The 13,291-nt window shown below is 70.6% G+C and carries 14 protein-coding genes; 4 read left to right on the top strand and 10 right to left on the bottom strand.

All coding sequences use genetic code 11. The features are described 5' to 3' along the window. Positions 1 to 136 precede the first annotated feature (136 nt). Positions 137 to 1,561: a pyridoxal-dependent decarboxylase gene (locus O3438_RS31610; RefSeq protein ID WP_269683157.1), complete on the top strand. Its 1,425-nt coding sequence runs from the start codon at positions 137 to 139 to the stop codon at positions 1,559 to 1,561. 325 nt (positions 1,562 to 1,886) lie between these two features. Here the strand turns inward: O3438_RS31610 and O3438_RS31605 are convergent, their stop codons facing one another. Continuing rightward, positions 1,887 to 2,873, bottom strand: coding sequence for a sulfite exporter TauE/SafE family protein (locus tag O3438_RS31605; protein ID WP_269683156.1), 987 nt, complete (start codon positions 2,871 to 2,873; stop codon positions 1,887 to 1,889). Positions 2,874 to 3,608: 735 nt separating this feature from the next. Between O3438_RS31605 and O3438_RS31600 the strand changes: the two genes are divergently transcribed. Further along, positions 3,609 to 3,899 (top strand): hypothetical protein, encoded by a 291-nt coding sequence (locus tag O3438_RS31600; protein ID WP_269683155.1) that lies wholly within the window; start codon positions 3,609 to 3,611, stop codon positions 3,897 to 3,899. A 55-nt stretch (positions 3,900 to 3,954) separates the two neighbouring features. On the opposite strand, the gene O3438_RS31595 is transcribed toward O3438_RS31600, so the two are convergent. From O3438_RS31595 to O3438_RS31580, 4 genes are all read right to left on the bottom strand, one after another. Beyond that, entirely contained in the window at positions 3,955 to 4,965 is a 1,011-nt protein-coding gene (locus O3438_RS31595) for a CU044_5270 family protein (RefSeq protein ID WP_269683154.1), read from the bottom strand. After that, the gene (locus O3438_RS31590) at positions 4,962 to 5,252 is read right to left on the bottom strand and encodes an RNA polymerase sigma factor (protein WP_269683153.1); all 291 of its coding nucleotides are present in this window, start codon (positions 5,250 to 5,252) and stop codon (positions 4,962 to 4,964) included. The genes O3438_RS31595 and O3438_RS31590 overlap by 4 nt, the downstream gene beginning before the upstream one ends. 328 nt (positions 5,253 to 5,580) lie before the next feature. Beyond that, the gene (locus O3438_RS31585; protein WP_269683152.1) at positions 5,581 to 5,778 is read right to left on the bottom strand and encodes a hypothetical protein; all 198 of its coding nucleotides are present in this window, start codon (positions 5,776 to 5,778) and stop codon (positions 5,581 to 5,583) included. 135 nt (positions 5,779 to 5,913) lie between these two features. Next, positions 5,914 to 6,378 (bottom strand): RrF2 family transcriptional regulator, encoded by a 465-nt coding sequence (locus O3438_RS31580; RefSeq protein ID WP_088988497.1) that lies wholly within the window; start codon positions 6,376 to 6,378, stop codon positions 5,914 to 5,916. A 289-nt stretch (positions 6,379 to 6,667) separates the two neighbouring features. On the opposite strand from O3438_RS31580, the gene O3438_RS31575 reads away from it, so the two are divergent. Further along, on the top strand, positions 6,668 to 7,303 hold the full coding sequence (locus tag O3438_RS31575) for a YceI family protein (RefSeq protein WP_269683151.1): 636 nt from the start codon (positions 6,668 to 6,670) through the stop codon (positions 7,301 to 7,303). A 45-nt stretch (positions 7,304 to 7,348) separates the two neighbouring features. On the opposite strand, the gene O3438_RS31570 is transcribed toward O3438_RS31575, so the two are convergent. From O3438_RS31570 to O3438_RS31555, 4 genes are all read right to left on the bottom strand, one after another. Next, complete coding sequence (locus O3438_RS31570) at positions 7,349 to 8,233, bottom strand: acyl-CoA thioesterase (protein ID WP_269683150.1); 885 nt, start codon at positions 8,231 to 8,233, stop codon at positions 7,349 to 7,351. Then, a complete protein-coding gene (gene pyk / locus O3438_RS31565) occupies positions 8,230 to 9,678 on the bottom strand; it encodes a pyruvate kinase (RefSeq protein WP_269683149.1) in 1,449 nt (482 codons plus the stop codon). Before pyk ends, O3438_RS31570 begins: the two co-directional genes overlap by 4 nt. 205 nt (positions 9,679 to 9,883) lie before the next feature. Next, positions 9,884 to 11,260, bottom strand: a complete 1,377-nt coding sequence (locus O3438_RS31560; protein WP_269683148.1) for an FAD-binding oxidoreductase — start codon at positions 11,258 to 11,260, stop codon at positions 9,884 to 9,886. A gap of 132 nt (positions 11,261 to 11,392) precedes the next feature. Then, complete coding sequence (locus tag O3438_RS31555) at positions 11,393 to 11,758, bottom strand: YciI family protein (protein ID WP_088988492.1); 366 nt, start codon at positions 11,756 to 11,758, stop codon at positions 11,393 to 11,395. A gap of 172 nt (positions 11,759 to 11,930) precedes the next feature. Here O3438_RS31555 and O3438_RS31550 point away from each other — a divergent pair, with 172 nt between their 5' ends. After that, positions 11,931 to 12,803 (top strand): aldo/keto reductase, encoded by an 873-nt coding sequence (locus O3438_RS31550; RefSeq protein ID WP_269683147.1) that lies wholly within the window; start codon positions 11,931 to 11,933, stop codon positions 12,801 to 12,803. A gap of 66 nt (positions 12,804 to 12,869) precedes the next feature. On the opposite strand, the gene O3438_RS31545 is transcribed toward O3438_RS31550, so the two are convergent. Then, positions 12,870 to 13,280: an effector-associated constant component EACC1 gene (locus tag O3438_RS31545; RefSeq protein WP_269683146.1), complete on the bottom strand. Its 411-nt coding sequence runs from the start codon at positions 13,278 to 13,280 to the stop codon at positions 12,870 to 12,872. Positions 13,281 to 13,291: the final 11 nt, after the last annotated feature.

The following is a 13,291-nucleotide window of genomic DNA, read 5'->3' as shown; positions in this document are numbered from 1 at the left end:
AACTCACGGATCCGACTCAAGCCGCATCGTAGGGCAAGCGCTTTCCGCTCCGCAATATCGATGCCCGTCGTCTCCATGCCGGGTCTTGCGCCGACGATCGATGCCTGATCAACTCGTTGAGGTGACCGCCCCGCACATGGACCCCGACGAATTCCGCCGCGCCGGCCACGCCGTCGTCGACTGGATCGCCGACTACTGGGCGACAGTCGGGCAACTGCCGGTCGCCCCGTCCGACCCGCCCGGCACCGTCGCCGCCGCCCTCCCCACCACGCCACCCACCACCGGCGGCGAACCGGTCGAGGCGGTCCTCGCCGACCTGGACGCGATCGTCGTACCGGGACTGACCCACTGGCAGCACCCCAGCTTCTTCGGCTACTTCCCGGCCAACACCTCCGGCCCCAGCGTGCTCGGCGACCTGGTCAGCTCCGGGCTCGGCGTGCAGGGCATGCTCTGGGCCAGCAGCCCCGCCAGCACCGAGTTGGAGACGGTGCTGATGGACTGGCTGGCGCACCTACTGGACCTGCCACAGCGGTTCCGCTCCACCGGCACCGGCGGTGGCGTCATCCAGGACTCCGCCTCCTCCGCGACCCTGGTGGCCACCCTCGCCGCACTGCACCGGGCCAGCGGAGGCCGCTGGCGCGACACCGGCATCGACCGGCGCTACCGCGCCTACACCTCCACCCACGGGCACTCCTCCATCGAGAAGGCCGCCCGGATCGCCGGGCTGGGCAGCGACGGGGTCCGCGCCATCGACGTCGACCCGGACACCCAGGCGATGCTGCCCGCCGCGCTCCGCGCCGCCATCGAAGCCGACCTGGCCGCCGGGGACGTACCGGCCATCGTGGTGGCCACCATCGGCACCACCTCCACCACCGCCGTCGACCCGATACCGGAGATCGGGGCCGTCTGCGCGGAGTACGGGATCTGGCTGCACGTCGACGCCGCGTACGCGGGCGCCGCCGCCGTCTGCCCCGAACTACGGTGGTCACACGCCGGTCTCGAGTACGCCGACTCGTACTGCTTCGACCCGCACAAGTGGCTGCTCACCGGCTTCGACTGCGACGCGTTCTGGGTGGCCGACCGCGCCGAGCTGATCGAAGCCCTGACAGTGCTGCCGGAATTCCTGCGCAACGCGGCCTCCGACACCGGAGCGGTGATCGACTACCGCGACTGGCAGGTGCCACTGGGTCGACGCTTCCGGGCCCTGAAACTGTGGTTCGTCCTGCGCTGGTACGGCGCCGACGGGTTGCAGGCACACATCCGCTCCGGCGTGCGGCTCGCCGAACGGTTCGCCGACCAGGTGCGCGCCGACGACCGGTTCGAGTTGGCGGCGGCGCACCCGTTCGCGCTGGTCTGCTTCCGGTTGCGCGCCGACGACGACGTCAACGCCGCACTGCTGGCCTCGGTGAACGCCACCGGACGCGTACACCTGACGCACACCCGGGTCGCCGGCCGCTACACGCTGCGGATGGCCATCGGCTCCCCGCAGACCACCGAAACGCACATCGACGACGCCTGGGCCCTGCTCGCCACCACGGCCATGGACCTCCTCACCCCCTGACCCGCTCCCCCGCGGGCCAACCGGGAGCTGGGCACAACACCCGCACCGGTCCAAGTCACGCTCGATCCAGGATGTAGTGGCCACGAAGCCACGGGATGCCACTACATCCTGGATGTGCGCGATCTTGCGATGCGCGGGGCGCAGCGCGCGGGGCTTGGGGCTTGGGGCTTGGGGCTTGGGGCTTGGGGCTTGGGGCTTGGGGCTTGGGGCTTGGGGCGCGGGGCGCGGGGCGCGGAGCACGGCGCACGGCGCACGGAGCACGGCGCCCCGGGCGCTGGTACGGACGGCCGTCGGTCGGGCCGGCGGACAGGCTGTCGGGGCGGGTTCAGCGCGGGTTGGGCGTACCCGTCGGGGTCAATTCGGCCGGAACCGCGACGGCGGCGGTGGCGCCGACGAGGGGGGCCGGAGCGGGCGCGGTGGAAGAGTCCGCGGCCTGGGCGGCCTCGGCGCGCGCCCGTCGGGTGCGGCGCAGGGCTCGCACGGCCAGCACCAGGGCGGCAAGCCAGCCGATGGCCAGGAGGGCGTACACGGTGGGGCGGGCCGGGCCGTCCAGTTCGGCGGAGCGGATCAGGGTGCGTGCGTTGGTCAGCACGATCACACCGCCGACCGCCGCGCCGAGCAGTTGGGCAGGCACGATCCGTACCAGCCAGGCGGCCAGCGGGGCGGCGATGAGCCCACCGACCAGCAGCGCGGCGACGGTGGGGAGCAGGAACCCTTCGGTGCCCAGCCCGATCAGGAAACCGACGCTGGCCGCGCCGGCCACGACGAACTCGGCGGTGTCCACCGAGCCGATCACCTTGCGGGGTTCCATCCGGCCGGAGACCAGCAGCGCCGGCGTGGCCACCGGGCCCCACCCGCCGCCGCCGGTCGCGTCGACGAAGCCCGCGACCAGGCCCAGCGGGCCGAGGAAGCGACCGCGCAGCCGCCCGCCGACCCGATCGGTGCGCAAGGGGCGGGCGAAGCGGATCAGCAGGTACGCACCGAGTGTGAAGAGAATGCCGGCCATCCAGGGCGCGGCGGCTTCGGTGGAGATCGAGCTGAGCACTGTGGCGCCGGCGAAGGCACCGATCGCGCCGGGCAGGGCGATGCGGGTCACCACGCGCCAGTCGACGTTGCCGAACCGCCAGTGCGCGACCCCGGCGGCGAGCGTGGTGCCGATCTCGGCCAGGTGCACCGACGCGGAGGCGGCGGCCGGGGCGACTCCGGCGACCAGCAGCAGCGTCGACGAGGTCAACCCGTACGCCATGCCGAGCGAACCATCGATCAACTGCGCGACGAGCCCGACCAGAGCGAGGACCAGTAGCTTGCGCACGAGCGCCCCCTGACTTTTCGGTATCTCCTATCGACTTGGTCGACAATGCGGCACGGGGCAGCCAGGGTCAAGCCCCCGATCGGTGGATGGGACGCCACCGCGTGGCGCGCCTCCTCGGGCCAACCGCGCGACGCGCCGCAGGCACGGCGTTTCCGCTGCCTCGGGGCCGCCGGACGTGCCGGCACGACGAGATCTTGGACAGTTTCCGTCCAGCGCGAACGGAAACTGTCCGAGATCTCCGACGCTGGCGGTCGCGGGTGCGCCGGCGGTGCACTGCCAAGACCGCTGGTGCCGGACGGTGCGCCGGGGCCGTGCGTGGACGGCGAAACCCGCGCAACAGGAGACGGGCATCGAGGATGTGCCAGCTCCGTGCGGTGGGCGGGACGGCGCAGCCGAGCACGACGCGACACGCCAAGCCGAGACGCGACCACAGAGCCCGGTCAGCTCGTGTCGCTGATTAACCGCGGTTAATCGTCGTCGGGCCGCGGGTTTGATGGTGACCGCGAGTTGGCCTGCCGCCGCGGCGACACCTGAACGGAAGAGGCGGCCCGATCACCGCTCATGTCGACGGCTTGAACCGGCAGTCCGAACTGGTGGCCACCGTCCGTCGGGATCTGCCCGACGTCAGCCGGGCCTGCTGTGGCCGGGAGGGCGTGCTTGTCTGTCCCCGGCAAGATTCGGCAGCAGGCGAAACCAGCGCCAGATACTAACGGCCGTGGCGGCCGGTGGTCAGCCTTGAGCAACAGGTGCACTGGAGGTTGGTTCTGTTTCTTCGATGGGGTCAACTACACCTATCCGCGGGGACAGCTCAGCGACTGCGGCTGGCAGGACCTGCAGGACTTCGGGTGGAGCGACCGCACCGAGTCGGTGGCACAGAACATGCCGGACGGGTGGGTTGAGTACCAGAACCACACCACCGGAGGTCACGGCAACGACGAACACCTCTTCTTCACGGACACTCTTAAGGATGCGATCAGCAACGTCCCGTACCGCAACATGGCCGACCACGTCTGGTTCAGCTGCTAGCCCGCGATTGGCAGCAGGGAGGGGCACCCAGTGGGTGCCCCTCCCTGCCTCGTTGTCAGGCCATGCCAGGCCGTCGGCCCTGTTCGAGGTAGAGCAGGTAGGAAAACACCGCCGGGGCCTTAACCGGAAGTTTCGCGGGCTTCTTGAGCAACATCGACTCATAAGCCAGTAGCCACCCGCTGCTCTGGTCGAATACCAGAAGGTCCCGGGTGCTGCCGTCGGTGGAGTCCACGCTCACGGCGAGACCACTGCGACCAAGCCTGTCGGTCACCTCACCGCGCAGGAGCACTCCGTTGGTGCTGGCGAGAAACTTCAACGCCGTGATGCGTGTTTGGCGGTCGACGGAGGTGGTCCGGTACAGATCTGCGACTGCCCGCACCGCCGATTGACCACCCTTCTCGCGTGGCTGGTGGGCGTACAGTGCCGCGGCCAAGCCGTCGACATCCTGGGGAATGGCACCGTCCACGACCGCGGCCAGCTCTCCTGGCCCGAATGTCTGGCTTTCCCCGCCCGCTTGCGCTGCTGCCGTCATCAACGCATGAGCGTCCGGCCGGTCATCGACGGCGAGACGATCGAGGGAGACAGTGACAACCTTGCCGGAGCCGTCGGAAGCGCGCCAAGTGGAGATCACTTGGGGGGCCACCGCCACCACGGTGCCCTCCTTCTCTGAGGAGGACATGTCAAGTGACCACTGGCCCACCTGCACAAAACTGAACCGACCGCTGCCCTGCTCAGTTCCGGGAGATTGAGACTGAATCGCCGAGGCTAACTTCAGCAGAGCGTCTCGAGCGACGGGGGCATTTGTGTCGTACTGCAGTTGAAGCGGGGGCGGGGTAGCTGCCAGTGCGGGTCCGGTGGGCCCGGCGACTTGCGCGACCACAAGGCCACCAGCGAGAGCGGTGGCACCGGCAGCGACCGTGCCCAACACTGCCCGACGCGTCCAGCCCCTGTTTGCCGGTGACCGGCGATTGGGCACCGTTGGCCAATGGAGGTCAGGCGGTGGCGGCCATTCTGTGATTTCGCCAGCAGGATCGAGTCGCTTGAGCTGGTTGTTGTCTAGTTTCATCGTGTGCCTCCACGTGCTGGCAGCAAGACCCTGTTCGCCGTTGTCGTCGTGGTGCCCATCAGCCGCGCCAGCCGCTGCCGGGCCCGATACAGCCGGACTGCGGCCGCTGTCCGGCTGCACCCCAGGACTTGAGCTGTTGCTGACAGATCAAGTTCCTCCCAGGTGACCAGTCGGAGAACCTCCCGGTCCGGCTCAGATAGCGCCGCGAACGCTCGCCGCAAGTCCTGGGCTAGTCCGACTGCATCGAACTCCCCGTCGGTTGCTCCCACGTCGATGGTTTCAGCCATGGGTACGGTCACCGGCCGTACCCGCTGAGCACGCCATTGATCGGCCAGCTCGACGAGAACACCCGTGTGAATAGCGCGTGCTCTTCTCGATCAGCGCCCACCCGACCTCCTTCTGTCTCGCTAACTACTTATGGCACCGAACGTGTAGGCATTACAGGCGCTATGGTGAGCGGCTTTGCGGCCGAGTCGGCGACAGCGATAACCAGCCGCACGCCGGACTGCCGTCGTTGCCTATGAGTTCACCATGCTCGGTGAAGGGCTTGGCCCGCCTGCGCTGCCGGTCATCGCGGTGCCCTACGGTCGGCCCGCCGGGTCTCGGCGTCGGTGGTCACGGCCGCGCGCCGGTGGTCACGGCCGCGCGCCGGTGGCCAGCGTGGCGGGCGGCCGGGTTCGGTGGCGCGTCGGGGCCGGTGAGGACGTCTTCGAGGATCGCCTTGAGGTAGGCGACCGGATCGCGGGGCGCGGACAGCAGGGGCCGGGGGCGCTGCCGGCTGGCCCAGGTGGCCAGCACGTCGGAGCGCGACACGACACCGCAGGGCCACGACACGGCAGGCCACGACACGGCAGGCCAGGACACCGGCAGGCCAGGACATCGTAAGCGCGGCGGCGTCGCCCGCCACGACGCGCTAGCGCCGACGCACGGCGTGTGGCTGGCGAGCGCTCAGGTCCAGGCGCGCGGGTCGGCGACCAGCTCGGTGACCCGCGCGGGCAGGGTGCCCGCGGCGACGTCGGCGACGCTGACCAGTTCGAGGATTTCGCGCTCGCTCGCTCGCAAGGCGATCCAGACTTCCTGGAGCGCGCGGGCCGGGCCGTGGTAGCCGAGTTGTTCGGGGCGCTGCCCGCGTACGTGCGCGAGGGGCCCGTCGATCACCCGGATGACCTCGGCGAGGGAGATCTCCTCGGCGGGGCGGGCCAGCCAGTAGCCGCCTTCCGGGCCCCGCTGGGCGTGCACGATGCCGCCACGGCGTAGCTGGAGCAGGATGCTCTCCAGGAACTTCGGCGGGATCTCCTGGGCTCGGGCGATCTGGTCGGCCGTGACCGGCCGGCCGCGTCCCGGACCACTGGCCGTCGCGGCGAGCTCGGCGGCCGCGCGGAGGGCGTAGTCGACCCGGGCGGAGAGACGCATGCCGGCAAGGTTAGCCGTTGGTCGTCCGGGCGGGCGGGCGACCCTCGGCCGATCGGACACGCATCGACGGAAATCCGCGAATTGGCGCTCCTCGGAGAGGACGAGTGAAGTGCGTCATGATCCACGACAAGGTGGCTGCCGAATAGCCGTTCCGGAGCGTCCCTATGCTGGGCGGGAGTACGACTGTCCGGCTGTTTACCCAACCGCCGGCACATATTGATAAACGCCCGGGCACCCTCGGGGGGAAGGCACCACGATGACCGATACCGCGACACGTACCTGGGATGGCATGACCATCCCGGTGGCCGGCACCTATCTTCTCGATCAGGCGCACAAGCGGATCGGTTTCCTGTCCCGGCACATGATGGTGAGCCCGGTACGCGGTGAGTTCGCCGAGGCCACCGCGCAGGTCTTCGTGGCGGAGGACCCGCTGCTATCCTCGGTGACGGCGACCATCATGACGGCCAGCATCACCACCGGGAGCGTCGACCGGGACACCCATCTCAAGAGCGCCGACTTCCTGGACGTGGAGCGCTATCCGACCCTCGAATATCGAAGCACCGGCATCACCTGGCAGGGCAACGACAACCCCATATTCCAGTGGGCTCGTCTGCGCAACCATCGGCTGGGCGGGCGAGGCCGGAGTCACGTTGTTCCGCCGCAGTCCGAGGGCGCGCCCGGACGATTCGTCCTCACCGGCGAGTTGACGGTGAAGGGCATCACCCGGGCTGTCGACCTGGAGGTGAATTTCGGCGGCGCACGTCAGGATCCGTACGGGCAGAACATTTTCGGGTTCAGCGCGACGGCCGAGATCAACCGCGAGGACTACGGCCTGCTCTGGAACGTCGTCCTGGAGAGCGGCGGGGTGCTGGTCGGCAAGACGGTGCAGATCGAGATCGCCGGCGAGGCGATCTACCAGGGCTGACCCTCGTCATCCCCGCCAGCGGCCTGGCGGGGATGATCGACAGCGTCAGGCGCCGACGCGGCGGAGCAGACCCTCCTGGACGGCGCTGGCGATCTGCTGGCCGTCGGTGGTGAACATCCGGCCGGTGGCCAGCCCGCGGGCCCCGGACGCCGACGGGCTCAAGCAGTCGTAGAGGAACCACTCGTCGGCACGGAACGGCCGGTGGAACCACAGGGCGTGGTCCAGGCTCGCGCCGACCAACCCGCCGGGCCCCCACACCTCGCCGTGCGCGGAGAGCACCGAGTCGAGCAGGGTGAGGTCCGAGGCGTAGGTGAGCGCGCAGGCGTGCAGCAGCGGATCGTCGGGCAGTTTGCCGTCGATACGCATCCAGACCCGTTGGTGCGGGTCGGCGGGCCGGTCGCCGGGGCGCACCCAGCCGGGCTCCCCCACGTAGCGCACGTCGATCGGCCGCGGGATCTGACCCCAGATGCCGAGCCGCTCCGGGTAGCGGGCGAGCCGGTCCGACATCGTCGGCACGTCCTGCGGCATGGGTACGTCCAGCGGGGCGGTGACCTGGTGGTCCAGACCTTCCTCGGCCCGCTGGAAGGACGCCGACATGAAGAAGATCGGCTTGCCGTGTTGGAGGGCGACCGAGCGGCGCACCGAGAACGACCGTCCGTCGCGGATGTTCTCCACCTGGTACTCGATCGGTTCGACCGGGTCGCCGGGGCGGACGAAGTAGCCGTGCAGGGAGTGCACGAACCGCTCCGGGTCGACGGTGCGGCCGGCGGCGACCAGGGCCTGACCGGCAACCTGGCCGCCGTACACCCGTTGTGGACCGACCGGGGGGCTCATCCCCCGGAAGGTCATCTCGCCGGTCGGGTCGAGGTCCAGCACTTCCAGGAGCTGGTCCACGGCGGCTTGGCCGACCGCGACCCGACCGTCGCTCACTGCAGCGCCCGCGCCGACGCCGCGTCGACCAGCGAACCGAGCTGGTGTACGCGCAGCGTGTTGGTCGAGCCGGGGGTGCCGGGCGGGCTGCCCGCCACGATCACCACGTAGTCACCGGGGTTGGCCCGGTTGAGGCCGAGCAGCGCCTGGTCGACCTGACGGAACATGTCGTCGGTGTGCTGCACGAACGGCATCAGGAAGGTCTCCACGCCCCAGGTGAGGGCGAGCTGGTCGCGCACCTCGGGGACCGGCGTGAAGGCCAGCAGCGGCAGGTCGCAGTGCAGGCGGGACAGCCGTCGGACAGTGTCGCCGGTCTGCGAGAAGGCGACGAGCGCCTTGGCGTTGATGGCCCGGGCGATCGACGAGGCGGCGACGGTGAGCGCGCCACCGTGGGTACGCGGGTCGTGCTGCAGGCGGGGAACGCCGATCGAGCCGGACTCGGTGGTCGTCACGATCTTGGCCATGGTGCTGACGGTCAGCACCGGGTACTTGCCGACGCTGGTCTCGCCGGAGAGCATCACCGCGTCCGCGCCGTCGAGCACCGCGTTGGCGACGTCGGAGGCCTCCGCGCGGGTGGGGCGGGAGTTCTCGATCATGGAGTCGAGCATCTGGGTGGCCACGATGACCGGCTTGGCGTTTTCCCGGCACAGCTGCACGGCGCGCTTCTGGACCAGGGGGACCTGGTCCAGTGGCATCTCGACACCGAGGTCACCGCGGGCGACCATGACGCCGTCGAAGGCCAGCACGATAGCTTCGAGGTGCTCCACCGCCTCCGGCTTCTCGACCTTGGCCAGCACCGGGCGGAACACGCCCTCCTCGGCCATGATCCCGTGCACGAGCTTGATGTCCTCCGCGGAGCGGACGAACGAGAGCGCGACCAGGTCGACGCCGAGCCCGAGGGCGAAACGCAGGTCCTCGGCGTCCTTGTCCGACATCGCGGGGACGCTGACCGCCACGTTGGGCAGCGAGACGCCCTTGTTGTTGGAGACCGGGCCGCCCTCGGTGACGAGGCAGCGGATGTCGTTGCCGGTGACGTCGCTGACCTCGACGGCGACCCGACCGTCGTCGATCAGCAGCCGGTCGCCGGGCTTCACCTCGTGCGGCAGCTTGGTGTAGGTGCAGGAGACCCGCTCCTTGGTGCCGAGGATGTCGTCGCCGGTGATCACAACCGAGTCGCCGGTGCGCCACTCGTGCGGGCCGTCGGCGAACTTGCCGAGCCGGATCTTGGGGCCCTGGAGGTCGGCGAGGACGGCCACCGGCTTACCTGCCGCCTCGGACGCCTCCCGGACCAGTCGATAGACCGCCTCGTGGTCGGCGTGGCTGCCGTGGCTGAAGTTGAGCCTCGCCACGTTCATGCCGGCCTCGACGAGACCGCGGATGCGCTCCGGGGACGAGGTGGCGGGACCAAGAGTGCAGACGATCTTCGCGCGGCGTGTCACGCCCATCAGGCTAGTCTCTCCTTCAGGTCGGACTCGGGACCGACCCATTGCAGGCAGGGGAACATGTGTCCAACGACGCGCGGCGCGCGTCGGGCCGGCGGGCGGAACCACACCGGGAACGTTGTGGCGACGGGCAACAGCGACCGCGCGCCGGGAATCGTACGCCTCCGGTGACGTGCGCTGTCGGGGTGCTCCCGGCGGCGGCCTGCCATCAGTGCGCCGACGGCGGCAGGGTGGGCACAGCGGTGAGCAGCTCACGCGGGTCGTAGCGGTGCTTGGCCCGGCGCAGCCGGGGCCAGTTCGCGCCGTACGCGAGCCGCACCCGATCGGTCTCCTCCGGGGCGAGCAGGTTGGGGTAACCGCCGGGCAGAGCGTGCGGGGCGAGCTGCGCCGAGGTGCGCTCGGCCCATTCCCGGTGCGGCTCGGCCCGCTCGCCGGGCGCCCAGACCGCGATGATCTCGGTGAGCAGGTGGTCGGCGCGCAACCCGAACGCCGTGTCGGCGAGCCGGACCCGGGTGGCCGCACCGTGGAAGTGGTGCACGGCCAGCGCGGAGAACGGCGAGCTGACCTGCCGCGCGGCGTGGACGAGCACGTCCACGGCACTGTCGGTGAGCGCGGGGAGCCAGCGGGTACGCAGCAGGTAGTGGTTGCCGTCGACCATTCCGCCGTCGAACATCCGCAACGCGTCCGCGTACGGCATCGGGGCGATCTGGTCGACGAGCGGGGTGCCCAGGGCGCGCAGTCGGCTCATCCACGGCAGCCCGGCGTCCAGGTCCGGGCCGCTGTAGAAGGGGCAGATGAAGATCACCGGTTCGCCGGCGGGGCCGGGCAGGAAACCGGTCATCACGGTCAGCTCGTCCGGGGCCTCGGCGACCAGCGCGCCGTAGCCGCGCAGCACGTCCGGCGCCTCAGGCAACGGGAACATGATCATGCCGGCCAGCACCCCGGGCAGTCGGTGCGCCCGGAAGCGCAGCTCGGTCACGATGCCGAGGTTTCCGCCGCCGCCGCGCAGCGCCCAGTACAACTCGGCGTCGTGCCGGGCGTCGGCGGTGACCCGGCGGCCGTCGGCGAGGACCACCTCCGCGCCGAGCAGGTTGTCCACTGTCAGGCCGAACCGACCGCACAGCGGGCCGTACCCGCCGGCGAGGGACAGCCCGGCCATGCCCACGGCGTCGACCACGCCGGTGGGTACCACCAGGTCGTACGGGCGGGCGGCGGCGAGCAACTCGGCAGCCGTGGTGCCGCCGCCGACGGTCACCGTGGCCGTGTCCGGGTCGACCCGGACGGTACGCAACCCGGTCAGGTCGAGCACCAGCCCACCGTCGCGCAGCGCCCGACCGGCCCAGTCGTGCCCGCCGGAGCGCACCGACAGGGGCAGGTGGCAGCGGGCGGCGACGCGGACCGCGTCGGCCACCTCGCCGGCGTCCAGGCACTGCGCGACCAGGGCGGGCGAGCGCTGGACCGCGCCGTTCCAGAGCCGGGTGGTGGCGGCGTACGCGGGGTCGCCCGGCTCGTGCAGCCGATCGCCCAGTAGGGCACGCAGTCGAGCGGCGGCCGTCGCGACATCACCGGTGGTGGCGGAGCTCATGGCAACTCCTCGACCGGGGCCGATCGATGGCTCCGGGTGCGCCCCGGCGGCGGCCCTCGCTGGGGGCGACCGTAGCACTCAAGGGCCGCCGAACGCCGTCATCATCACGACAGCCGCCGATTGACCGACCAGTCAGCTCCCGGCCTTGACCAGCGGAAACTCCAGGGACCCGGCCGGGCAGAGGAAGGTCAGCACGTCCACCCGGTACAGGCCGGCCTGCACCGCCGGGTTGGCCTCCACCACGCTGCGGACGTCCTCGACACTGCCGGTGCGGGCGAGCCCGAAGCCGATCGGGGGCTCGGGATTGCTGGTCGTCCCGTCGATCGAGCCGGAGACCAGGATGATGCCGCGTCGCTGCAACGCCTGCATGTGCTCGGCGTGCTCGGCCTGCAACCGTTGCACGGTCTCGGCGGGCAGGACCCGCCCGGCCGCGCCGGGATAGAGCACGATGCACTCGTACGTGTCGAGCGCGAAGTTGACCTGCGGCACTCCCGCCATGGGTGCTCCCTCCGCCGTGGCACCGGTTCGCACCGGCTCCGGCCAGCGTCGCACGTGCGCCAGGCTCGTACCTGTCGCTTCCGGGTAACCACCGGTGGGACAGGTGACGTGTCCGGTCGCACAGTCGGCGGACCGGCGGTGTCACAGTCCATTTCCAGGGGATGATCTAGCCATGGCGACAAACATCAGTGAGCAGCCCGCGAAGGCGTCCGGCACGTACCGCATCGGTGGCGACGTCACCGTCAACCGGCTCGGCTACGGGGCAATGCAGATCACCGGGCCCGGTGTCTGGGGAGACCCGAAGGACCCGGCCGAGGCGGTCCGGGTGCTGCGTCGCGCTGTCGAGCTGGGCGTGACGTTCATCGACACCGCCGACTCGTACGGGCCGTTCGTCTCGGAGCTGCTGATCCGTGAGGCCCTGCACCCGTACGCCGACGACCTGGTCATCGCGACCAAGGCGGGGCTGAGCCGTTCCGGGCCGGGCGACTGGCGCGCGTTGGGCCGCCCGGAGTACCTGCGTCAGCAGTGTGAGCTGAGCCTGCGGCACCTCGGCCTGGACAGCATCCCGCTCTACCAGCTGCACCGGATCGACCCGAAGGTGCCGCTCGCCGACCAGCTCGGTGAGCTGGCGCTGCTGCGGCAGGAAGGCAAGATCCAGCACATCGGGTTGTCCGAGGTGAGCGTCGCGCAGATCGAGGAGTCCCGGAAGGTCACCACGATCGCGTCCGTGCAGAACCTGTACAACCTGGCCAACCGCAGCGCCGAGGACGTGCTGGAGTACTGCGAGCGCAATGACCTCGCGTTCATTCCGTGGTTCCCGATCGCCACCGGTGAGCTGGCCCGCCCGGGCGGCCCGCTGGACGCGATCTCCACGGCGCACGGCGCGTCGCCCGCGCAGCTCGCGCTGGCCTGGCTGCTGCGCCGCTCGCCGGTGATGCTGCCCATCCCCGGTACGTCCTCGGTGGCGCACCTGGAGGAGAACGTGGGCGCGGCCGACGTGCGGCTCACCGACGACGAGTTCGAGGCGCTCGCCAAGGCCAGCTGACCTGCCGGGTCGGACGTCGTCGTCTCAGTCGGCGGCGTCCGCACCCGGGCTTTCGGACCTGTCGGGTCAGCCGGCGGCGTCCGGGCCGGGCCCGGAACCCGACCCGGACTCGCGGGCGGCCCGCAGGGCCTCGGTGGCCTGGGCCAGCAGGCGCGCGGAGTCGGTTCGTCCGCTCACCTGGAGTTCCACCTCCGTGTCCCCGGCCTGGATCCGGATGCTGGCCTCGGTGCGCTGCTGGTCGACCCAGGACTGCAACAGGTTGAACAGCCCTGGCAGCAGGCCCTGGGCCAGCACCGCGATGATCACCGCATCGCTGAAGCCGGGTCGGCCTCCGCCGCCGCCGGCCTGGCGGACCACCGGGCGGTACTCCGGCCGGCGGTGGATCCAGGTCAGCAGGTCGACCGACGGCTGCTGGCGCTGGCGGGGGTTGATGGTCAGCCGTACGGGCAGCCGGGCGGCGCTGGTGCTGTCGGGCACTGGCTCTCTCT

Source organism: Micromonospora sp. WMMC250, from assembly GCF_027460215.1.
Lineage (GTDB): Bacteria > Actinomycetota > Actinomycetes > Mycobacteriales > Micromonosporaceae > Micromonospora > Micromonospora taraxaci.
This window is presented reverse-complemented; position numbering and strand designations above follow the sequence as displayed.

Bases quoted from the DNA above. Each gene is read 5' to 3' on its own strand.
- O3438_RS31610 (WP_269683157.1), top strand. From the start codon at position 137: ATGGACCCCGACGAATTCCGCCGCGCCGGCCACGCCGTCGTCGACTGG.
- O3438_RS31595 (WP_269683154.1), bottom strand. From the start codon at position 4,965: ATGAAACTAGACAACAACCAGCTCAAGCGACTCGATCCTGCTGGCGAA.
- O3438_RS31590 (WP_269683153.1), bottom strand. From the start codon at position 5,252: ATGGCTGAAACCATCGACGTGGGAGCAACCGACGGGGAGTTCGATGCA.
- O3438_RS31580 (WP_088988497.1), bottom strand. From the start codon at position 6,378: ATGCGTCTCTCCGCCCGGGTCGACTACGCCCTCCGCGCGGCCGCCGAG.
- O3438_RS31575 (WP_269683151.1), top strand. From the start codon at position 6,668: ATGACCATCCCGGTGGCCGGCACCTATCTTCTCGATCAGGCGCACAAG.
- pyk (WP_269683149.1), bottom strand. From the start codon at position 9,678: ATGGGCGTGACACGCCGCGCGAAGATCGTCTGCACTCTTGGTCCCGCC.
- O3438_RS31560 (WP_269683148.1), bottom strand. From the start codon at position 11,260: ATGAGCTCCGCCACCACCGGTGATGTCGCGACGGCCGCCGCTCGACTG.
- O3438_RS31555 (WP_088988492.1), bottom strand. From the start codon at position 11,758: ATGGCGGGAGTGCCGCAGGTCAACTTCGCGCTCGACACGTACGAGTGC.
- O3438_RS31550 (WP_269683147.1), top strand. From the start codon at position 11,931: ATGGCGACAAACATCAGTGAGCAGCCCGCGAAGGCGTCCGGCACGTAC.